The organism is Clostridium sp. LBM24168, assembly GCF_052953915.1.
Genome location: NZ_CP196861.1, coordinates 545,945 through 567,887 on the forward strand (window position 1 = coordinate 545,945; position 21,943 = coordinate 567,887).

The following is a 21,943-nucleotide window of genomic DNA, read 5'->3' on the forward strand; positions in this document are numbered from 1 at the left end:
CACTAAATGATGTTGATGAAATGGATATATTTTATTACTTTGATATCTTGATTTATAGGGCAAATAAGAAATATAAGCAAAATTTAGATGCTGTCTTAAATATATTGTAAAGAAGGTGAGAGAGTGGCAGAAGAACTTGGAAGTTTAGCTGTAAAAATAGGTTTAGATTCAAGTGGTTTTCAAAATGGTATAAGCAGTATTAATAGAAATCTTAGAGTTCTTGACAGCGAGTTTAAAGCTAACACAGCAGCCCTTGGAGAAAATGCAAAAGGACTTGAGGGGCTTAAATTAAAGTCAGAAAGTCTTTCTAAACAAATGGAACTTCAAAAGCAAAAAGTAAGTACGCTAGAACAAGCTTATACTAAAAGTGCTGAGACAAAAGGAAAAGACAGTAAAGCAACACAAGACCTTGAGATAAAATTGAATAAAGCGAAACAGGCTCTCTCACAGATGGAAAATGAACTTTCTAAGGCAAACAAAGAGATAGAACTGCAAAGCAGCAAGTGGGGTACTCTTGGGAAAAGTTTTGATACCCTTGGAAATAAGATAAAACCAATAGGTCAATCAATATCTGGTGTAGGTCAAAAGTTGACACTAGGAATAACCACACCTTTGATTGGAATAGGTACTGCCGCTGTAAAAACAGGAATGGATTTTGAAGCACAGATGAGTAGGGTTAGTGCCATAAGCGGTGCTACCGGAAGTGACTTTAAAAAATTAAACGATCTTGCATTGAAGCTTGGTGCGGACACTGCATTTTCAGCAGGTCAGGCAGCAGAAGGTATGGAAAATTTGGCTTCAGCGGGTTTTAATACAAATGAAATTATGGAAGCTATGCCAGGGATGCTTGATTTAGCTGCAGCAGGAGGTGTAGAAATATCAGAAGCTTCTGATGTTGCAGCTTCTGCCCTTAGAGGTTTTGGACTTGAAGCAAGTCAGGCGGGGCATGTATCAGATGTACTAGCACAGGCAGCTAGTGCTACAAATGCTGGAATATCGGATATGGGTTCGGCCTTAAAGTATGCAGCACCTCCAGCTCATGCACTTGGGTTAAACATAGAAGAAGTAAGTGCGGCTATAGGTATAATGAGTAATGCAGGTATTAAAGGTGAAACAGCAGGAACTACTTTAAGAGGAGCATTAACCAGACTTGCAAGTCCATCAAAAGAAGCAGCTACATTAATGGAGCAACTTGGATTTCATGCTTTTGATGATCAGGGCAAAATGTTTTCATTGTCACAAATAGTAGCTAATTTACAAAATAGCATGAAAGGACTTTCAGATGAAGAAAAACAAAATGCCATAGCAACTATATTTGGACAGGAAACCATGTCAGGTATGCTTACTCTGATACAGGCCGGTCCTAAACAATTAGATGATCTTACCAATAGTTTTAAAGCAAGTGATGGTGCCGCAAAGAAAATGGCAGGTACCATGCAGAACAATCTTAAAGGTTCTATTGAGCAGATGAAAGGATCACTTGAAACTGCCGGAATAAAGATAGAGCAGAGTTTGGCGCCACATATTAAGGTAATAGCTGACGGTATAACAGGGCTGGCTAATAAGTTTTCACAGTTAAGTCCAGCAGGGCAGCAATTTGCTTTAGTTATGGCTGGAATAGCAATAGTAATTGGACCGGCATTAGTTAGCATAGGTAATTTAATAGCTGCAATAGGTAACATATCAAAAGCATTTGGCACAGTATCAACTGCTATTGCTAATCTCGGAGGAATGTCGAAAATTTTAGGCACAATTTTTAATCCATGGGTAATTGGTATAGGAATAGCCGTACTTGCTGGATATGAAATTTATAAGCACTGGGACACTATTAAACAGGGGGCAAATGATTTATGGCTTAAACTTACAACTGTTTTTCAAGGAATCAAAACATCTATAAGTACTGCCTGGGAGAATGTAAAAACTTCAACATTAACTGCCTGGGAAAACTTAAAAAGCACTATAAGTAATGGCCTTAATAGTATAAAGAGCTTTTTAGAGCCAGCCTTAAATTTTTATAAGACCATATTTAAAAATACCTGGGATATTATAAAAAATATTGTTTTAGGTGCTGTACTTATAATTCTTGATATAGTTACAGGAAATTTTACAAAATTAAAATCAGATATAGAACACATATGGAATAATATAAAAACAGCACTAACGAATATATGGGAAACTATAAAAAACACAGCTGTAAGTGCCTGGACTAAATTGAAGGAAACTGTAATAAACCTTTGTAATAACATAAAAGAAATAGTACTTAACGTATGGAATTCTATTTTAACTTGGTTTTCAGAACTTCCAGGCAAGCTTTATAGTTATGGCTCAAGTATGTTCACAAGAATGAAGGATGGAGTAAATAGTACTATAGGAAGTGTAAGGAGCTCCATAGAAAGTGGTATAAATAATGCATTAGATTACCTGGCAAGTTTGCCGGGCAGGGCATGGAGCTATGGAGTAGACTTTGTACAGGGAATTGTAAATGGTATAAGATCTGCTGTGGGCAGAGTTGAAGATGCATTAAGTGCATTAGCAGCTAAAATAAGAAGTTATCTTCACTTTTCAGTCCCAGATGAAGGACCACTTACTGATTATGAAAAATGGATGCCGGATTTTATGGCTGGTTTAGCTGAAGGAATAAATAAGAGTAAACACATTGTTGCTGAAGCTGTAAATGGATTGTCATTAGATATGAAAGTAAACTCTAGTATAGGAGAAATAGCAGTACCCTATAGCAATAACCTAAAAGAAAATGAAAATTTAAAAAGTAGAAGTGGGATTATTTTGCATATAGAGAATTTTAATAATTATACTGAAAAAGATATAGAACAGCTTGCATATGAATTGGAATTTTACAGACAGAAAATTTCTATGGGAAAGGGAGGAGTTTAATATGCTTAGTTTTAACTTTGCTGGCAAGAATAGTTATGATGATTATGGTATTTTAATATCTCAAAGACCTAATCTTCCCTCTCCTAAACGTAGAGTAAATACAATAAATATTCCTGGAAGAAATTCTAATTTAAGATTTGATGAAAAGACCTATGATGATATAACACTAACCGTTGAGTGTTCGATAAAGAATAAAGAAAATATTGCAGATAAAATTGATGATATAAAAGTCTGGCTTTTTGAAGCAGGTGAAGGTGATTTGATATTTAGCTTCCAGCCAGATAAAAAGTATATTGCACAGGTAATAAATTCTATTGATTTTAAACAAGTTTACAAATATTTTAGTGAGTTTCCAATAATATTTAACTGCAGACCATTTAAGTATGCAGTAGAGAATGATATAGAGACTATAAATACTTCAGGTGCAAAAGTAACTAATCCTGGGACTATTGAAAGTGAGCCTGTAATAAGTATTTATGGTTCTGATGATATAGTTTTAAAAATAAATGGACAGCAGATAAGTCTTAAAGGTGTGTCTGAAAAAATTGTAGTGGATTCAGTTATACAGGATTGCTATGATGATGCCGGAAACAATTTAAATGGAAATATGTCAGGTGAATTCTTAAAAATGAAGCCCGGTAAAAATATTATAGAATGGAGTGGAAATGCTACTAAAGTTGAGCTTTTACCAAACTGGCGGTGGTTGTAATGATATTCATCTACGATAAGAAAACTACTAAAGGAGACTTTGATAACAATGGCCTTGGAATCTTAAGTGAAGCCATAAGCTGTTATATTACTGAAGAACTAAATGGCGATTATTCCTTAGAACTAGAGTATCCTGCTAATTCTAAAAAGTCGAAGTATCTGGTTGAATGGAATATTATTAAGGCAGAAGACCAGCTTTTTAGAATATATAAAGTGGAGAAAAGCAGTGATGGCAAAAATGTTATTAAGGTATGGGCAAAGCATATCTTCTATGACCTTTCCTATTATTTTATAGAAAATATGAAGGCTGAAAACTGCAGTGTAAAAACAGCCATAGAGAAATCTTTAGTAGGAGATTTGATAACCATATATACAGCAGACAGTGATATTATAACTGCAAATACAATTGATGTTGAAGAAAAGAATCCTGTAGAAGCCATATTTTCAATAATTAATATATGGGGCTGCGGTGAACTAAAAAGAGATAACTTTGATATTAAAATATTAAAAGCCATAGGAAAAGATGCAGGAGTATTGATTGCACAAGGTAAAAATATAGCAGGCTTGAAATTTAATATAGATACTACTAGTGTTGTAACCAAGCTTTATCCTGTAGGAAAAAATGGTATAAAACTTACTGAAAAATATATTAGTGTTCCCAACTGGAATAGTGATACGTATCCACCATTTCCTATTATAAAGAAGGTTGAATTTAAAGATGCTGGAGATGAAGTTACTTTAAGAGCACTTGCAAAAGAAGCTGCAGGTGTAATAGGTTTAAGCAGGGTAAATATCGATGTGGATTTTATTGAACTTAGTAAAACAAAGGAATATGAAAAATATAAGAATCTCCAAACAGTTAATATAGGAGATTCAGTTATAGTAAGGCATAAAGATTTTAATATTGATGTAAAAGTACCTGTAATTAAGGTAAAGAAAGACATTTTAAATTGTGTAAATATTAAAGTTGAACTTGGACAGCCAAAAGATAGCATATTAAAGCAACTAGATACAGCAAATATTAAGACTACATTAGATGAACTTGGAAATAAAGTAGCTGAATCCTTTAGTTCAATGCTTTATTATGCAAATCCAACAGCTTTAACTATAGGTACAGCATCAATTGAACCTGTATATTTAGGGATAACAGTAGTTGCAGATACAAATTTATCTATGAATTTTACTATGTACTGCACAGCCACCAATTCATGTACAATAACAATAGAAATTCAGCTAGATAACAAAGATATTCCATTTATGCCGAAGCAAAAATTACAGCAGGGGGATAACGTTATAGGTATACCTCTTGGAATTCCACAAGTTCAGCAAGGAGCACATTATATAGCAGTGTTTCTAAAAGTAGATACAGGTACAGTAAATATACCTATGTTTAATCTTCAATGCATGATTGATGGAAGAAATCTTCAGGGCGGTTTGAGTGCAGAACATCCACACGCAGAATGTTTTGAAAAACAAAAGCTTGTAAATATAAATGGTTTATATTTGAGTAAGGTAAAGAGTGATTATGTAAAAACGGAATTGCAAAGTCCTTTGACTTCAGTCTTAAGTGTTCACAAAATAGCAGATACGGTAGCAATTAGCAGTGGTAAGCAGATGAATACAAATCATGAAATTTCAATTAAAAAGTTAGGTGAAATCCTATATTTTATTCCAAAGTATAAATACAAATATTCAATAGATGATAATGTTTTAATTTTAGATGATGATGGACTTTACTTTAAAACAATTTATGATGGTACAGCAGTTAATGAAAGTATAGATGCAGGAAAGATGTATAGTTTTCAGCTGCTTGACAGCAGTAAGTTTGCAAGTATTGAAGAACTGGAGGTGAAATGATATGGGAGTATATAGTACAAATATAATTTTCCCAAAAGGAAGTAGCAGCATGACTTCAGTAAGCTCCCATAATGATGATACTACAGTTAAGTTCCCGGACATAGGTTTTGATTTTTTCTATAATGGGATAAATTGCAGGACTACCATTAATAGTAACGGTAATTCGTGGGTTGGATTTACAGGTTCAAGTGAGCAGCTTAAAATAAATAGAAGGGATGCAGGAGCAGATAATATTTATTATGCTAAAGAAACAGTAAATGATAAACCTACGTTTAGAATAAGGTGGGAAGGTCATCAAAGTTACAGCACCTGGGGGACTCTTAATTTGGTATGGGAGCTTATATTATTTAATGATAATGCCATGATACTTGTTATTGAAAAGATACCTAATACAGGCACAAATTCTTTTGAAAATCCTACACTAGGAACTACTGCTTTAACTCTTGAAAGTAGTAAATCCTATGCTTTTATTCCACAGCAGGATCAGGGGAAAGCATATGACATCAAAGAAGGTTCCTATATTCAGACTGATATAAAATATCTTATAGTAGATGGAAATGATATTAAGCACTGGGATACCACATCTTCAAGTTATGTTAAAGTTTCAGAGGTACCGCTAACAGCAGATAAGTTTAAGACTTATGGTGATGATATATATCACAAAGAAAGAACAGGCATAGTAGCTGCTTCTCCAATCTTAAAAATATGGTCACCTTCAGCTGAATTGCCTATACCAAGAATAACTCAGGTAATTAAACCTAAACCTGTAATAGTTAATATGAATGATGATATTTTATTTAGCGAGGTATATATAAAAGATATTATGAATGCAGTAGTGACACTAGATAACACAGGCAGCGGAATTATAGCTTTTATAGTAAGTACAGATAGCGGAATTTCATGGAAATCATGGAATGGGAGTTCATGGATTATGGTAGATATAACAAATATTGAAGATGTAAAAAGTAAAGGTATGTCTGTGTCAGTTCTTCAAGGAATTACTGAAGCGCAATGGACATCTCTTGGACTTTCAAATAAAAAGATAAGGTTTGCTTGGTATATGGAAGTTAATTCAAGTACAGATATTTTAAAGTTAAAAGAGATAAGGGTTAATTATAATACAAATTAGGTGATAAACTCCAATGATTTAATTCACTTAAACTTCATGATATACTAAAATTAGTTATGATGAGCTGTAATTTAATGTGACATATAAAATACGTGAAATAATTCAATAAATAGTAATTTGTGGAGGAGAAAGTATGAATTATAACTTGATAGATATTATAGAGTCGGGTGATTTTTCTTATTCGATGTATAAAGAATTAACAGACGACATTCTTTCTAAAGATAATCGTGAATTAAATTATCAAAATCGTGTGATTATTCCTATGCTTAAAAAAATTTTTGCGAATGATGCTTCAATTAAAATTGTAGATGTATCAACACTATATAAAAACTGGGATAATAGAACATGGCACGATAGATCAAAATATGCCGGAAATTATACTCCTGATGTTTTGATTGCCAAGAATTGGGATATTCATAATAGAGATAATAACAAAATAGAATATTGTATGCTTATTGAGGTCAAAAAGCCAAATGCTGACGATAGAGAACATGCAATATGTGAAGTAAATGATTATTTGAATCATGTACCCAATGTTATCCTAACTGATTTAGTGAGCTGGGAATTTTATACAAAAGATGGAGGTAAAATTGATAGAGAATATTTCACTTTGGAAGAAGAAATGTGTTGTGCAAAAGTATGTGAAAGAGATAAAGATAACAAAATAGTTCATTGGAAAATACTTGAAGCGGAAAACCCGGAATTCCTTGTGGAGAAATTAGGATTCCCACAAAAAAGGGAAGACGATCCTGAGGAATGGAAAAAAATATTAAGAAAATTGCGAAGTGTTATTATTTCTTAATAATAATCAACAAATCCCGAGTTATTAGGAAGTTAAATTCCAATTTATGAAGTTGATGTAGAATAATTTTAGATTTAGTTCTGTTGTATCTTTTTTATCATATAATCAAAGTCTGTACCCATAATGGTATGGGCTTTCTTCATTTACAAATAAATAGAGAGGAGGAATCCTATGCCCTATAAACAAAGTTTAGCTTACAGCAAAAACCTAATAAAAGGAACTAAAATAGAGGTATTAAAGAAAAAACGTATAATGCCATTCGCAGGTACTGCAACAATTAAGCTCTATGATTCACTTACAGGAAAACAGACTTATGAAGCTAAAAGTGAAAACAGAATATCCGCTGTATTTGGGAATATGGCTTATCTTGATGGCTTTTATTACCCTATGTTGGACAATATGCAGGAGAAAATACTAAATGATGTGTATATAACTTATCCATTTAGAATAATGGCTTTAACTACAGGAGATATAGCAGAAGATCCTTATGATTACTGGACCTGGGGAAGTATTGTAGGATATGCAGACAGCTTGTACCCTTATAGTGGCAGTGATAATTTAAGGGGCAGCGTAAATAGTTCTGAAACAACAAGATCTACTAGCACAAGGCATTATGTAATGGACTTTCCAACCAATGCCGCCAATGGAACTTTTAAAAGTATATATTGGACAGGTGGTAATGAAACTGATAGCGATCCACAAAGTCCTAGAATAAATTCAATGTATACTAAAAAAACATTAGAAATAGGAAGTAGCGGAAACTATTTGCCTAATTATAATTTATGTACGGATGGAACTAATCTTTATGTATTAAAAATTAATTCAACAACCTTATATGTATATGATAAGGTTACTTATGCTAAAAAGAGTAATGTGACACTGCCAGCATCAGCAAGAGCTGTAGCCTATGATGGCACAAACTTCTGGATACTTATAAGCGATGGTTCTTTTAAAAAGCTGGATAAAAATTTTGCTATAGTAGAATCTTATTCAAAGAGTACTGCTATTCCGGGAGATCTTGTTTATGATGTGGATTATTATGATATAGTAGCAAATGAAACTTATGTTTATATAACTTATAATGGGTGTACTGATTCATCCGGTTCAAATTCCAAGTATAAGAGTTGTATTGTAAAATATAATAAAGATGGTACTTTTGCTGATAAAAGTCAGATATATTCAGGGAGTTCCGGTGGTATTACTTTGACTAAAATACCAGGTAATAAATTGTGGGCGATAATAAATTATGGAACTTGTCTCCAATTAAATAAGGATGCAGGAGTTTATGGTACATCAAATTTTAGCTCTACAGATTATGACAGTATTGTTTGGGATGAAGATACTTCTACTATGTTCACATACAGTGATAGAAGTTATGGAGAATTAAAACAGCAGTATATTGTTCCGGCTTCAGCACATACTCTTCTACCTGAGGCAATAACCAAAACACCTACAAATACAATGAAAATTCAATATGATTTTACCTGTGATTATGTATATCCACTTGATATGCCAGTTCACTAAGATTATTAGATATCTTTAATATAGGATGTCTTTTTTATTTTTTGGAGGAAAGAGGGTGAAAAATTGGAGGATAAGAACTGCAAAGATTGTGTGCAGATTGAAAATTTAAAAAATAAGATGGGAGATTTAGAAAAAGATTTAAAGGAATCGGAGAAAAAGGTTTATGATATTACTTTAAAACTTCAGGATAGGGTGGGAGCCTTAGAAAGGCAGGGTGACAAAAATGAAGAAAGGGTATCTATGATATTTAATATTTTAAATGAAATAAAAGACAGCGTAAAAGTAATAGCAGATAAAATAGATAGTTTTGAAAGGCATCCGCCGGGCAATGCACTTATAGAAGCTTTGAAAATTGATATGAAGGAGCTGTCTGCGAGAATAAAAGTAGTAGAAGATAAGCCAGCTAAGAAATGGGATGATACCACAAAAACAATAATGTTAGTTGTAGTTACCCAGATAGCAATATTTATAATATCAAAAATTTTAAAATAGGGAGGTAAAAGATTATGTAGAACTAGGCAATTGATGGAGCATATATTTTGGCGACCATGGTGGTTTTGTATGTGCAGATTATATTAAATAGAGGGGAAGGATTAGAGTGGAAAATAACAATCAAACACAGAATGATAATAAAACTGTAAATGACAGCAGCCAAAAACAAAATAGATTCAAAAGTAAAGCAGCATGGGTAGCTGTAGCAGCCCTACTGCTTTTTATTTTGAAGACATATGGACTGCTAGCACCTATAGGACTTACAGAAGAAAGTTATAAGGAGTTGACGACACTTATATTTGCAGTACTTACTGCCTTTGGAATTTTTAATGATCCTACCAATAAAGAAAGTCTTTAAGAGGTGGTGTGAATGTTTACTGTTGAAAATAATTCAGTAGAATATCTAGTCAGTAAATCAATACTAAAGGAACTTTTAAAAGAGAAACTTATAACAGAAGATGAGTTTATAAATATAGATATAGAAAATAAAAAATCATTTAACAAATAAAAACAGAGCTTGGACTATAACAGTTCAAGCTCTTAATTTTTGACTTTTATTATATGTTTGCACAGTTTAAATTACTTGCTTTGAGGCGGGAGTAGAGCTAACATATAGCACTGATGAAAGAAGGCTTTATATTGAAAAAGATAATTTCAATTGCAGCTAGGAATGTATCATTTCCTGATAATGGACAATTTTTGAGAAAAACAAGAGTATGTGCATACTGCAGGGTAAGTACCGGAAGTTTAAAGCAATCGGAGTCGCTAAAAACACAAGTTTCCTATTATGGAAGGTACATAAAGAATAAAGCAGAATGGGAGTATGCTGGAGTTTTTGCAGACGAAGGAATTTCAGGTACAGGAATGCTTAAAAGGACAGAATTTAATAAAATGATTAGAGCTTGTGAATTAGGAAAGATTGATTTGATAATGACAAAGAGTATATCAAGGTTTGCAAGAAATTCAGCAGATTGTCTTGATGTAGTAAGACACCTTAAAAATATTGGAGTAGGTGTGTATTTTGAAAGAGAAAATATAAATACATTAGGTGCAGATAGTGAACTTGTTTTAAGTATTTTGAGTTCTATTGCACAAGATGAATCAAGAAATATTTCGGAAAATGTAAAATGGGGTGTTCAGAAAAGATTTAGAGAGGGGAAGGTTTACATTGCAACTAAAAGATTTCTGGGGTATGACTTAAATAATGAAAAGCAGCTTACTGTAAATAGTAATGAATCCCAAATAGTAAAAAGAATTTACAGTGAATATTTAAATGGCAGAAGTTTAAAAGAAATAAAATCCGGACTTGAAAAAGATAATATCAAAACGGTAACAGGAAATAGAGTGTGGAATAAAAGCACAATAGAATATATTCTACAAAATGAAAAATACTGTGGGGATGCAGTACTTCAAAAGACTATAACTGTTGATTATTTAACTGGAAAGAGAAAGAAAAATAAAGGTGAAGCTCCAAAATATAAAGTTAAGGCACATCATGAACCAATAATATCAAAAGAAGATTTCTTAAAGGCTCAGAATATAAGAAAAAGGAAAGCCTTAAAATATGGGAATTTACCTGAAGACAGAGATAAGTATCAGAATAGATACGCCTTTAGCGGAAAAATAATATGCGGAAATTGTGGAGCATTTTTTAATAGAAGAACCTGGAATAGTAAAACAAAGGTAAAGCAGATAGTATGGCAGTGCAGGGCATATATTAATGAAGGGAAAAGTTCTTGCAGTATGAAAGCAGTTGATGATATTACTTTAAAAGCTGTATTTGTTAGAGTATTTAATAGAATTTATGAAGCTAAAGAAGATTTCTTTAAAAGGTTTGATGATAATATAGGAAAAGTTTTAAAGCAAAATGAAAAATGTGAAGATGTATTAAGAGTAGATAGAGAGATTGAGAACATTAGTGGAAAAATTAAAGAGCTTGTAAGAAAGCAGATAAAAGGTGAATTAGAAGAAAGTACCTTTGACAGAAAGTATAGAGGCTTAAAAGGCATACTTCAGAAATTTAAAAATAGAAAAAATTCATTAAGTTATGATGATGAAGAGTATAAAAAGCTTTTAGAAAGAAATAAAAGAATTAAAAAGTTTATAGAAGGTAGAGAAGGTACTATTACAGAATTTGATGATGATATATTTGAAAACCTAATAGAAAATATTGTAGTTATAACACCCACTCATCTAGAATTTCACTTTAAGAATGGAATGGTGGTTGAAGAAGAATTTATAAAAAAGAGAGGTATTAAAGGATTGCAGTAAAGGGGGGAATTTTATGCCAAAGGTTTCGGTGATACCTGCAAAACAGGTACAAGTGATAAATGGTATTGAAGATAAAAAGAAGAAAAGAGTATGTGCTTACTGCAGGGTAAGTACGGATACTGATGAGCAGCTCACAAGTTATGAAGCTCAGGTAACTTACTATGAAAGCTATATTAGAAGCAAGCCGGAATATGAGTTTGCAGGAATTTTTGCTGATGAAGGTATAACTGGTACAAATACAAAACATAGGACAGAATTTAAAAGAATGATTGATGGAGCACTTGCAGGTAAGTTTGATATGATCATTACAAAATCAATTTCAAGATTTGCCCGTAATACACTAGATTGTCTTAAATATGTAAGGCTTTTAAGGGATAAAGGAATAGGGGTGTATTTTGAAAAAGAAAATATTGATACGCTGGATTCAAAAGGAGAAGTTTTGCTTACCATTTTATCTTCCCTTGCACAGGACGAATCAAGGAACATTTCGGAAAACAGCAGATGGGGTATAGTTAGAAGATTTCAGCAGGGAAAAGTAAGAGTTAACCATAAAAGATTTTTAGGCTATGATAAAGATGAAAATGGCGAGCTTATTATAAATGAGGAACAGGCTAAAGTAGTTAGGCGTATATATAAAGAATATCTTGGAGGAAAAGGTATAAGGGCTATAGGAAAGAACCTTGAAAAAGATAATATTTTGACAGGCGCAGGAGGAAGGAAGTGGCATGATTCAACGATTCAGAAGATATTAAGAAATGAGAAGTATTCTGGGGATGCACTGCTTCAAAAAACTATAACTACAGATTTTCTAACACATAAAAGGGTGAAAAATAAAGGTGAAGTTCAGCAGTATTACGTTGAAGATAGCCATCCCGCAATAATACCAAAAGAAATGTTTCAAATGGTTCAGGAAGAAATAAAGAGAAGGGCATCACTTGTTGGATATTCAGAGAAAACTAAAAGTAGATATACCAATAAATATGCCTTTTCGGGAAAGATAATATGCGGCAACTGCGGCAGTAAATTCAGAAGAAAAATGTGGGGACCAGGTGAAAAATATAAAAAATATGTGTGGCTTTGTGCCAATCATATTGATAATGGTTTAAAAGCCTGTAGTATGAAGGCGGTATCGGAAGAAAAACTAAAAGCTGCATTTGTAAGATCTATAAATAAAATCATTGAAAATAAGGAAGCTTTTATTAAAACTATGATGGAAAATATAAATAAGGTATCAGAAAGTAAAGAAGATAGAAGTGAACTTAAAATAATAAATGAAAGGCTGGAAGAATTGAAGGAGCAGATGATGAATCTGGTAAGACTAAATGTAAGAAGTAGCTTGGATAATCAGATTTATGATGAGGAATATGAGAGGCTTGAAGAAGAAATAAAACAGTTGAAAGAAAAGAAGGCAGGGTTTGATAATACGGAGTTGATAAAGAAAAAGGGTATTCAGAAGGTAAAAGAAATTGAAAGAATTTTAAGAGACAGACAAGATATTATTAAGGATTTTGATAGAGAGCTTTTCACGCAGATTGTCGAGAAGGTAAAAGTAATAAGTTTGGTGGAAGTTGAATTTATTTACAAAAGTGATGTTGTTGTAAAAGAAATATTGTAGGAAAATTGACGTAAATTATAATTGCTTTAATTAATTTTATATATTTTTGCTGTGGTTACTAAAAGGTTAGATAGTTATAATTAAAGGTATAAGAATAAAAAATTTACATGTATTAGCTGTTTACGAGGTGTTAGTATGATTACTATTGAAGAATATATTGCAAGAAGAAAAAAAGAGGATAAAATTAATGAATTTGATATTAATGTACGTATTGAAAATATAAGGACCTGTGTTAATTATGTTTTTGAATACTTTAACAATTATTTAAATATCTCAGAGGCAGAGGAAAAAACAGCTTTGAAGGATGAAAAATTAGATAAGTATCGCCGGCAATTAAAAGATTATGATCAAGAGGTGAGAGAATGGTTAGTAGGTATATATGCTGAATATGGAAAGATTATGAATAGAAACATTGGTAATATGCTGAAGCAGGATACATTCTTTTTTCTATATAATTCAGATAAAGAATTTAGAAGTTTATCATATGATTGTTATTCAAAATTAATAAAAAGGTTTCCTTTTCTTAAAGATCAAACAGAAATGCTATTTTTATTTATAAAGGAGTATCATAGGGTAATTAGTGAACCAGATGAAGAATTTGAAAATTTATTTATTTCAGAGGGAATAGACGACTGGATTAAGAAAACTTGGTTAAAATATCAGGTTAATGTCTTAGCATTTGCTTATAATTGGGCTTATTATTTTTATGAAAATGAAGATTTGTGGCCGTCAACTCATAGAAGAAAAAGTCAATATAATTTTAGAAAATATGATTATGATATAAAGCAAAAAAGTAACTTATTTAATCTTGATTCACTTTATAGGAAAATGCCTAAAAAGTCATTTACTAAAGGAAGAAAGCAAGAATTTGAAATTTTAATTATGTATCATTGGCTTCATAGTTTAGAGGGAGATGATGAGGAATATTGGCAAGAATATTTGGAGAAGACATTGCCAAGTTTAACAAAAGAGTGACTGGGTGTAAAACATATTTGATTTTATATGTAAATTAATTTTAAAACACATAAATCTTTTTAAGTAGTCAATTACGTTATTTTAAATTGTGATATAATATTTTTATACATTTAGGGGGGATTTGCATGGAAATATCTCAGATAAAAGAAGAACTAAGCATAAATTATATAGCTACAGTAGCTGCTATAGCTGGCATAGATTATGATATTATAAGACATGATGAAGATAGTACAGATGGATTATTGAAAAAGCAAATGTTCCCTTCTAATGGAGGAATATTTTGTGCTTCGCTTAGAGTACAATTAAAATGCACATCTTCACATAGTCAGTATTCAGATGATGGCGATACAATATCATATCAATTAAAAGCAAAAAATTATAATGATCTTTGTGCACCAGGAACAATTCCAATTATATTAGGATTGTTAATAATACCAGAGAATGAAAAAGAATGGACTAAGTGGAGTAAAGAGGAACTTATGATTAAAGGATGTATGTATTGGTTAAGTTTAGCTGGTAAGGATGAGACTGCCAATAAAGCAAATGTTACTGTAAAGATTGATAAACATAATGTAATTAATAGTGAGACATTGTTACAGATATTTAATAAAATAGCAGAGGAGGAGGATTTATGATATATTCAGTTAATTTTATGGATATGGCAGCAAAAATTAATTCTCTGGCGTTTGCAAAGTATTTAAAAGAAACAGGTTGGAATCTGTATGTTACAAAAAAGACTTCTGTAAGAATATTCCAATATATAAAGGGTGATATATTTGAGCAAGTCACAATTCCAATGGATAAATCTTTAAGAGATTATAGTGAGGCAATGTATAACGCTATTGTTACTGTAGCGGGTATTGAAAAAAAATCTGTTGAACAAGTAATGTTATATTTACTTAATCCTAATACAGATATAATAAAGATACGACTTGATAAAGCAGGGGTGGAATCTGGTAATATATTGTTTGATGATGCAATTAAAGTTTATGATAATGCTAAAAAATTATTAGCAGCTACAGCTTTGGATATTATTAACCCTAAAAAATATCATTTTGGTAGACCAGATGAACCAGTTCAGAAGTTTTTATCAGGGTGTAGATTTGGTCAGACTGAAATTGGTAGCTATGTAGTATCAGTAGTTTGTCCATTTGCTGAGATATCAGCTGAAGGAGGCTATAAGCAATTAAGTATATTTACAGATGAAGAAACTTGTGCTAATTCACTGACTAGAAAAGTTACCAATAAACTAATGAAAAATATATATACAATCAAAAAGAAAATTGATGATGGTGAAGGCGATAGCTTAGTAGAAGAATCAAAAGAAGAACAAATTAGTGCTAATTTTTATGAAGCCTTAAATGGTTTAAATTCCGATTCTAATAGTCTGGTTGTTGAATTTAAAGCGGATTGGTCTCCTACTGTAAAGAGTAATAAGTTTGAACACTCAGATATTAAATTAACAAATGATTATTATCAACCGATATCAGCAGTTATTGGGAAGTTGAAGGAACAGACTAATACTTCAAAGGAGATATATGGAAGGATTAAAAAGCTAGAAGCGTTACCAGCTGTTGATAAGAGAAAGAGTGGAAGTGTAACAATTTCGTATATTGGTGATGATAATAAAGCACATTCGGTAACTACTCGATTAGAGAAATTAGATTATGATAAAGCAATTGAAGCACATCAACAAGGGAAATATGTTAAAGTTTTGGGAAAGATAGAAAAAGGAAAAAGATCTACAATGGAATGTTCTGCATTTAGTATAGTTGAGTAGTTTATGTTTAGATATAGTGGGTTAGAAATTACTATTTTGGTTTCTTATCCACTATTTTATTGGAAAACTGTTATTAATAATTGAATAATGTGATAATTATAATATAAAGATTAATGATTATAATGAATTAGTATCAGAGTATTTATCTAAAAGTGCTGCCGTGATATTTTATAGAGGAAATTTTTGTTAAATATAAAAATATATATCATCTAAAATTATATTGAATGTGCTGGAATTGTGGAGAAAGTGGAAATGTATTAATAGACGAAAAGAAAACTGTTTCTAGTTTTTCAAAGTATCACTTCACTGTACGTGTAGAAATTGAGGGGACTTTTGAGTTAGGACTCACTGCTATAATCATAGAAATCATAAATTGATAAAGCATTTGAAAAATTATCACAGTACAGAGAATAATAATCCTTAGTATGTTCACCGTCCTAGAGGATGTGGTTAAAATTAAGGAGTATGTACTACTAATTGTATAATAAAGTTATTGTATTAGTTTCCTTTCAAGCTCATAGCTTGTCTTCATGCATGTGGAGTGTGTGGTGAAGATAGTACGAGAATAGCCTGATATCAAAGGCTTTGGGCATTATGCCTTTTTTTTCTCGTGTGTTTTATGTTCCCACAGACTGGGATGATAAGCAGGTTAACGACCCCTGGGGGTATATGAATACGCAAAATATGTTCTGATGAAAAATTATAAGGGCGTTTTTGCAAAATTGTATAGAGTATTTAAACCTCTCTAATTTATTAGAAAATTTAAATTGAGTTCTATCACAATGATAGCGTTTGATTCCAGTATATTTGTTGTTTTAACTATTTTATGTGGAGACAGTAGTTAAGCTTAAAAGGAAAGACAGTTAGAAGTATTGATATAGCTAGGACTATTAGATGGTAAAAATTGTATATGATTAGTGATACGGGGATAGGAAATAGCAAGGAAAAGAAAATAAAGTAGGACTCTTGAGTGTTTGATGATGCATTTGAGGGTTTTTATATATAGAAAATATGTGTTAACTGATATAAGATTATGGATTGAAATTTCCTGTGCTATAATATTTATGTAAAACAGTGGTTAGGAGCGATTAAAATGTCTGATATAAAATTATTTAAAATAGATGATAAAGTAGAAGAACTGCCAGCTAAATGGGCAACATTGGAAAGAAAATTGCAAACACTAATTGAAAAAAATATGTCTGTATTTTTTGGTGTCAACTTTCTTAAAAGTGAATACACAACATCAAATGGAGGACGCATAGATAGTTTAGGTATAGATGAAAATAATTGTCCTGTAATTTTTGAATATAAAAGAGCTAGCAATGAAAATGTAATAAATCAAGGACTGTTTTACCTGGATTGGCTTTTGGACCATAAAGCTGATTTTGAACTTTTAGTTATGAATACATTAAGAAAGAAATTCTCAGATAAGCTTGATTGGAGTATGCCACGCCTTATTTGCATAGCAGGAGATTTTACTAAATATGATGAATATGCTGTAAAACAAATAAATAGAAATATAGATTTAATACGGTATAAAAAATTTGGAGAGAAACTTTTGATGTTTGACCTGATAAATTTTAATGTAGCTACAGCATTTAAGGACACAAATACAGAAAAAGTAGTTAAACAGAGTACAGATAAAACTTTTGATGAACAATTGGAAACAACGAGTCCAAAATTAAAAGAATTATATTATTCCATTAGAGACTATATTTTGGCACTAGGTGACGATGTTACGGAAAATAAATTAAAATTGTATAGTGCATTTAAGAAGATAAAAAATATTGTATGTGTAGAAGTAAGAATGAAAAGTATAATGCTATATCTAAGGCTAAATCCAGAAGATATTGTGCTTGAAAATGGTTTTACAAGAGATGTAAGTAAAGTTGGGCATTGGGGAACTGGAGATTTGGAAGTCACAATAAAAAATGCTAAGGATTTTGAGAAGGTTAAGGAATATATTGATAATGCATATGAGATGAATTAATAATACAAGATGTGGGATAATTGAATTAGCTATAGGAATTTCTTTAAATGCAAAGTTGAGAAACATTAATTTTATATAATTTTATAGAAATTTCAAATGATTAGGATTATAATATAATTGTATTGATTTTAGTTGGTGCAATTATTTTTATTGAAAGTTATAATTTTGTGAGAAATTTATTGGCTATTAATTATATAATTATATAATTAGAAAAATAGTAATATACAATAAATATACTTAAAATGTTAGGAGATTTTTAAAAAGGTATTCAAAATCAATTGAAATAGAATAGTTTCAAATAAGGCTGTAAATAACAAGAGACGGGAGATATAATGAAATTTGATTACGAGGTTGCATTATCATTTGCAGGCGAAGATAGAGAGTATGTTGAAAAAGTTGCTGAGATATTAAAAGCCATTGGTATACAAGTTTTTTATGATAAATACGAAGAAGTGGATTTATGGGGAAAGAATTTATACACGCATTTGGATGATATTTATCAGAAAAAATCAAAGTACTGTATTATGTTTATTTCGAAGCATTATAAAGAAAAATTATGGACAAACCATGAAAGAGAAAGCGCTCAGGCAAGAGCACTTGAATCAAAAGAAGAATATATTTTACCAGCTAAGTTAGATGATACTGAAATACCAGGAATTAGAAAAACAATTGGATACATAAATATAGAGAAACTTAGTCCAGAAGATTTTGCTTATAAAGCCGCTAAAAAAATTAGACCGGATATTGATGTGCAAGGGATGATAAAATATTTGAAAGAATGGTTAAAAGACTATGATATATCAGTAAAAGGAACTAATGTTGTATTCAAAAGTGAATTAGAGGATTATTATGGTGAATTTTCTTTAAGATTGCTAATTGAAATGTATATAATTGATGAGTTAGATAGAATGTTCCTAATTCCTGCAATTGTTCCATACTAATAAAAAGTCAGATAGATGAAATGTAGTTATAGCTATCTGATTTTTTGAATTTTTTTATAAATAAAACAGGAATGTTTTTTACTAAAATCGAGGGGAATGAATACTTTAATAGACATTGGCTAAAGAAAAGAGTTTAATCAGTTATTTTTAAAACTATACAATAATTTGAGAAAACATATAATGCTATTAATATATTTTAAAATAGTTAATATAAAATTTTTTATAGGGGATGATAGGATATGATAATGAGGATTCCAATAAGATTTGATTACGAAGTTCAAATAAATTACCATGATGGAAGTGTAGAAACTTCTTCAACTTTTCCAGCAAGTAAAGGTTTAGTAAGTTGCACATTTCCTAAAATTAATGGGTATGATGCAAATGATAATCGTGTTACAAATTTGGTTGGATATGATGGAATAGAGCTTATAAAGAGATGCCCTCATTGCAATTATGATAAGCATGTAACTGATTTTGGATATAGCGGGAGAACTACTAATAGAAAGAGAGATCAAAGTCAATGTACCGATTGTAGAGGTAGGTATTTAAACTTATAGTTTTTATGTAAAACGAGGGCAAAATAAGCTCTGTATTTAAATACAAGGCTTATTTTGCTACATTACTTTATATTAACAATATATTTCATAAATTCCTTTTTAAAATAGAAGGCGTGATTTTTATTTGAAATTTTTTTATTATATATATCAGAACGAATAGGGTGGTAAGGTTTTGAATCTTTACTACGAATTTGAATATATTTGCCATTTGAAGTATGAATAAAGCCATCATTACTAGTTTTAATATGTTCATTAAGTTGATTACAAATAGAATAGTAATCTTTTTCTAATTGTAATTTTAAATCATGGAACTTAGTATCATCTAAATTTACATGAACACAAGGCAAGAACATCCAATCACATGGGTCACCAACCTTACTTATTGGAACATAAAGTAGATTATTCATTTTTTTATAAAGTTTACTTTGATAAAAATTCTTGCCATTTAACAGTTCATCTATCATTGTTGAAATTTGAGTTATAAACATTGTTTCTAATGGCTTTCCTGTAGTGTCACATTTATTTGTCTTAAGTTCACCATCTTCAAAATCTAAATTGGTATTAGATAAATTAAGACCTATTGTTATTTCTAAAAGCTGTCCACTTTTTCCTTTATTTTTTATAATATCTTTCATTTGTTCTTCTTTTAAAACATGTCCAAATTTTTTGCCGGATAATTTATCTATTAGTTTTTTAGCTTCAGCTAATTTCATAGTATCGCTCCTTGTAATAATGTATTTTTATATAAGTACATCATTAATTATATAATTAATAGCATAATTTGTATATAAAGGATATATATTGCCTAAGATTATATGTATAGAGGTGAATAAAATGGATGAAACTTTTAAATTAGAAACAAAATCATTGTGGAGCTTTAAAGAAAGAGGAGAATGGGCTACTCACAAAGGAGATTATCCAGGTAATTGGAGCCCATTTGTTCCTAAAAATATTATTCTAAGATATTCAAAGCAAAATGATGTAGTATTAGATCAATTTTTAGGAAGTGGAACTACACTTATAGAAGCAAAATTATTAAATAGAAGAGGAATAGGATGTGATGTTAATTCTAGAGCATTAGAGATAGCTAAAAATAGAATTCTAAGAGTTAAAACAAATACTCCTATACGATTAATGGAATGTAATGCTACAAATTTGGATTGTATTAAAGATAATTCTATAGATTTGATATGTACTCATCCACCATATTCAAATATCATAAAATATAGTAAAAATATTAAAGGAGATTTGTCATTATTAAATCTTAATGAGTTTTATACAGCAATAAAAGAAGTATCAAGAGAATGTTTTAGAATATTAAAAAGAGCAAAATACTGTGTAATCATGATGGGCGATATAAGAAAAAATGGTTGTGTAATTCCGTTAGCATTTAATGTTATGAATTTATTTTTAAATCAAGGATTTAAATTAAAAGAAATAGTTATAAAAGAACAGCATAATTGTAGTTCTACAAAATACTGGGAAAAAATAAGTTTAAAAAAGAATTTCTACCTATTAGCCCATGAATATCTATTTGTTTTTTTCAAATAATAATTGGATTTATTCTTAAATACCTTTATAATATAGCTTGGATGATAATAGTTATAAAGGTGGTGATGGAATGCAGTATATGAGAGATAATAATTATAAGTTGCTGCTTGGTGATTGTATTAAAGAACTAAGGAAAATGGAAAGTAAGTCAGTAGATATGATATTTGCAGATCCACCGTATAAACTTAGTAATGATGGAATAACATGTAAGTCAGGAAAAATGGCAAGTGTAAATAAAGGAAGTTGGGATAAATCTTTAGGACTTGACCTTGATTATAAATTTAATATGAAATGGTTAAAAGCTTGTGATAAAGTTTTAAAAGATGATGGAACTATATGGATATCAGGGACATACCATATTATACATTCAATAGCTTTTGCACTTCAAAAAATGGATTACTACATAATAAATGAAATTACATGGGTAAAACCTAATGCTGCACCTAATATGGGATGTAGATGTTTTACTGCAAGTCAAGAAACAATACTTTGGCTAAAGAAGACAAAAAAAGCAAAGCATACTTTTAATTATCAGCTTATGAAAGAACTGAATGGCGGTAAACAAATGAGAAGTGTATGGGAAATACCAACAACCCCAAAACGGGAAAAAATGAATGGTTACCACCCTACTCAAAAACCTAAAAAACTATTATATAGGTGCATAATATCTAGTACTAATCAAGATGATTTAGTATTAGATCCGTTTTGTGGATCTGGAACAACGGGAGTTGTGGCTAGAGAAAACAATAGAAAATTTATTGGAATTGATATTGATAAGGAATATTTAGAAATTACAAACAAAAGATTAAAACAAGTAACTAAAGAAACTATTGAAGAAGTAAAGAGATAAAATCAGGAG

21 protein-coding genes are annotated in these 21,943 nt (G+C 30.8%); 20 read left to right on the plus strand and 1 reads right to left on the minus strand.

What is annotated here, in order from left to right; genetic code table 11:
• Window positions 1-123 precede the first annotated feature (123 nt).
• The 18 genes from ACSVC9_RS02665 to ACSVC9_RS02750 all read left to right on the plus strand — a co-directional run bounded on the left by ACSVC9_RS02665 (window position 124) and on the right by ACSVC9_RS02750 (window position 19,533).
• Window positions 124-2,892, plus strand: a complete 2,769-nt coding sequence (locus tag ACSVC9_RS02665) for a phage tail tape measure protein (protein WP_446898846.1) — start codon at window positions 124-126, stop codon at window positions 2,890-2,892.
• Between the two features lies 1 nt (window position 2,893).
• On the plus strand, window positions 2,894-3,601 hold the full coding sequence (locus tag ACSVC9_RS02670; protein ID WP_446898847.1) for a distal tail protein Dit: 708 nt from the start codon (window positions 2,894-2,896) through the stop codon (window positions 3,599-3,601).
• On the plus strand, window positions 3,601-5,457 hold the full coding sequence (locus tag ACSVC9_RS02675; RefSeq protein WP_446898848.1) for a phage tail spike protein: 1,857 nt from the start codon (window positions 3,601-3,603) through the stop codon (window positions 5,455-5,457). Before ACSVC9_RS02670 ends, ACSVC9_RS02675 begins: the two co-directional genes overlap by 1 nt.
• Before the next feature lies 1 nt (window position 5,458).
• Window positions 5,459-6,586: a hypothetical protein gene (locus ACSVC9_RS02680; RefSeq protein ID WP_446898849.1), complete on the plus strand. Its 1,128-nt coding sequence runs from the start codon at window positions 5,459-5,461 to the stop codon at window positions 6,584-6,586.
• A gap of 133 nt (window positions 6,587-6,719) precedes the next feature.
• Entirely contained in the window at window positions 6,720-7,388 is a 669-nt protein-coding gene (locus ACSVC9_RS02685) for a hypothetical protein (RefSeq protein WP_147566521.1), read from the plus strand.
• 171 nt (window positions 7,389-7,559) lie between these two features.
• Window positions 7,560-8,912 (plus strand): hypothetical protein, encoded by a 1,353-nt coding sequence (locus ACSVC9_RS02690; protein ID WP_446898850.1) that lies wholly within the window; start codon window positions 7,560-7,562, stop codon window positions 8,910-8,912.
• 63 nt (window positions 8,913-8,975) lie between these two features.
• Window positions 8,976-9,404, plus strand: coding sequence for a hypothetical protein (locus ACSVC9_RS02695; RefSeq protein ID WP_446898851.1), 429 nt, complete (start codon window positions 8,976-8,978; stop codon window positions 9,402-9,404).
• Between the two features lie 106 nt (window positions 9,405-9,510).
• Window positions 9,511-9,762, plus strand: a complete 252-nt coding sequence (locus tag ACSVC9_RS02700; RefSeq protein WP_369868398.1) for a phage holin — start codon at window positions 9,511-9,513, stop codon at window positions 9,760-9,762.
• Between the two features lie 12 nt (window positions 9,763-9,774).
• Complete coding sequence (locus tag ACSVC9_RS02705; protein ID WP_167317020.1) at window positions 9,775-9,912, plus strand: SHOCT domain-containing protein; 138 nt, start codon at window positions 9,775-9,777, stop codon at window positions 9,910-9,912.
• A 131-nt stretch (window positions 9,913-10,043) separates the two neighbouring features.
• A complete protein-coding gene (locus ACSVC9_RS02710; protein ID WP_446898852.1) occupies window positions 10,044-11,675 on the plus strand; it encodes a recombinase family protein in 1,632 nt (543 codons plus the stop codon).
• A 13-nt stretch (window positions 11,676-11,688) separates the two neighbouring features.
• The gene (locus tag ACSVC9_RS02715; RefSeq protein ID WP_446898853.1) at window positions 11,689-13,290 is read left to right on the plus strand and encodes a recombinase family protein; all 1,602 of its coding nucleotides are present in this window, start codon (window positions 11,689-11,691) and stop codon (window positions 13,288-13,290) included.
• A gap of 135 nt (window positions 13,291-13,425) precedes the next feature.
• Window positions 13,426-14,265: a hypothetical protein gene (locus tag ACSVC9_RS02720; RefSeq protein ID WP_446898854.1), complete on the plus strand. Its 840-nt coding sequence runs from the start codon at window positions 13,426-13,428 to the stop codon at window positions 14,263-14,265.
• Window positions 14,266-14,390: 125 nt separating this feature from the next.
• A complete protein-coding gene (locus ACSVC9_RS02725) occupies window positions 14,391-14,900 on the plus strand; it encodes a DUF4365 domain-containing protein (protein WP_446898855.1) in 510 nt (169 codons plus the stop codon).
• A complete protein-coding gene (locus ACSVC9_RS02730; RefSeq protein ID WP_446898856.1) occupies window positions 14,897-16,045 on the plus strand; it encodes a hypothetical protein in 1,149 nt (382 codons plus the stop codon). Before ACSVC9_RS02725 ends, ACSVC9_RS02730 begins: the two co-directional genes overlap by 4 nt.
• A 224-nt stretch (window positions 16,046-16,269) precedes the next feature.
• Entirely contained in the window at window positions 16,270-16,422 is a 153-nt protein-coding gene (locus tag ACSVC9_RS02735; RefSeq protein ID WP_446898857.1) for a hypothetical protein, read from the plus strand.
• Window positions 16,423-17,138: 716 nt separating this feature from the next.
• On the plus strand, window positions 17,139-18,035 hold the full coding sequence (locus ACSVC9_RS02740; RefSeq protein ID WP_446898858.1) for a DUF5655 domain-containing protein: 897 nt from the start codon (window positions 17,139-17,141) through the stop codon (window positions 18,033-18,035).
• A gap of 332 nt (window positions 18,036-18,367) precedes the next feature.
• The gene (locus ACSVC9_RS02745; protein ID WP_446898859.1) at window positions 18,368-18,976 is read left to right on the plus strand and encodes a toll/interleukin-1 receptor domain-containing protein; all 609 of its coding nucleotides are present in this window, start codon (window positions 18,368-18,370) and stop codon (window positions 18,974-18,976) included.
• 239 nt (window positions 18,977-19,215) lie between these two features.
• Window positions 19,216-19,533: a hypothetical protein gene (locus ACSVC9_RS02750; protein ID WP_446898860.1), complete on the plus strand. Its 318-nt coding sequence runs from the start codon at window positions 19,216-19,218 to the stop codon at window positions 19,531-19,533.
• A 62-nt stretch (window positions 19,534-19,595) separates the two neighbouring features.
• On the opposite strand, the gene ACSVC9_RS02755 is transcribed toward ACSVC9_RS02750, so the two are convergent.
• On the minus strand, window positions 19,596-20,246 hold the full coding sequence (locus ACSVC9_RS02755; protein WP_446898861.1) for a MutH/Sau3AI family endonuclease: 651 nt from the start codon (window positions 20,244-20,246) through the stop codon (window positions 19,596-19,598).
• 121 nt (window positions 20,247-20,367) lie between these two features.
• On the opposite strand from ACSVC9_RS02755, the gene ACSVC9_RS02760 reads away from it, so the two are divergent.
• Together ACSVC9_RS02760 and ACSVC9_RS02765 are read left to right on the plus strand one after the other, a co-directional pair.
• Complete coding sequence (locus ACSVC9_RS02760; RefSeq protein WP_446898862.1) at window positions 20,368-21,084, plus strand: TRM11 family SAM-dependent methyltransferase; 717 nt, start codon at window positions 20,368-20,370, stop codon at window positions 21,082-21,084.
• Window positions 21,085-21,121: 37 nt separating this feature from the next.
• On the plus strand, window positions 21,122-21,934 hold the full coding sequence (locus ACSVC9_RS02765) for a DNA-methyltransferase (RefSeq protein WP_446898863.1): 813 nt from the start codon (window positions 21,122-21,124) through the stop codon (window positions 21,932-21,934).
• The last annotated feature ends 9 nt before the right edge of the window (window positions 21,935-21,943 follow it).

Excerpts from the sequence above, each read along its gene's own strand:
- ACSVC9_RS02670 (WP_446898847.1), top strand. The coding sequence starts at position 2,894 with ATGCTTAGTTTTAACTTTGCTGGCAAGAATAGTTATGATGATTATGGT.
- ACSVC9_RS02675 (WP_446898848.1), top strand. The coding sequence starts at position 3,601 with ATGATATTCATCTACGATAAGAAAACTACTAAAGGAGACTTTGATAAC.
- ACSVC9_RS02680 (WP_446898849.1), top strand. The coding sequence starts at position 5,459 with ATGGGAGTATATAGTACAAATATAATTTTCCCAAAAGGAAGTAGCAGC.
- ACSVC9_RS02685 (WP_147566521.1), top strand. The coding sequence starts at position 6,720 with ATGAATTATAACTTGATAGATATTATAGAGTCGGGTGATTTTTCTTAT.
- ACSVC9_RS02690 (WP_446898850.1), top strand. The coding sequence starts at position 7,560 with ATGCCCTATAAACAAAGTTTAGCTTACAGCAAAAACCTAATAAAAGGA.
- ACSVC9_RS02705 (WP_167317020.1), top strand. The coding sequence starts at position 9,775 with ATGTTTACTGTTGAAAATAATTCAGTAGAATATCTAGTCAGTAAATCA.
- ACSVC9_RS02715 (WP_446898853.1), top strand. The coding sequence starts at position 11,689 with ATGCCAAAGGTTTCGGTGATACCTGCAAAACAGGTACAAGTGATAAAT.
- ACSVC9_RS02720 (WP_446898854.1), top strand. The coding sequence starts at position 13,426 with ATGATTACTATTGAAGAATATATTGCAAGAAGAAAAAAAGAGGATAAA.
- ACSVC9_RS02725 (WP_446898855.1), top strand. The coding sequence starts at position 14,391 with ATGGAAATATCTCAGATAAAAGAAGAACTAAGCATAAATTATATAGCT.
- ACSVC9_RS02730 (WP_446898856.1), top strand. The coding sequence starts at position 14,897 with ATGATATATTCAGTTAATTTTATGGATATGGCAGCAAAAATTAATTCT.
- ACSVC9_RS02735 (WP_446898857.1), top strand. The coding sequence starts at position 16,270 with ATGTGCTGGAATTGTGGAGAAAGTGGAAATGTATTAATAGACGAAAAG.
- ACSVC9_RS02740 (WP_446898858.1), top strand. The coding sequence starts at position 17,139 with ATGTCTGATATAAAATTATTTAAAATAGATGATAAAGTAGAAGAACTG.
- ACSVC9_RS02745 (WP_446898859.1), top strand. The coding sequence starts at position 18,368 with ATGAAATTTGATTACGAGGTTGCATTATCATTTGCAGGCGAAGATAGA.
- ACSVC9_RS02750 (WP_446898860.1), top strand. The coding sequence starts at position 19,216 with ATGATAATGAGGATTCCAATAAGATTTGATTACGAAGTTCAAATAAAT.
- ACSVC9_RS02755 (WP_446898861.1), bottom strand. The coding sequence starts at position 20,246 with ATGAAATTAGCTGAAGCTAAAAAACTAATAGATAAATTATCCGGCAAA.
- ACSVC9_RS02760 (WP_446898862.1), top strand. The coding sequence starts at position 20,368 with ATGGATGAAACTTTTAAATTAGAAACAAAATCATTGTGGAGCTTTAAA.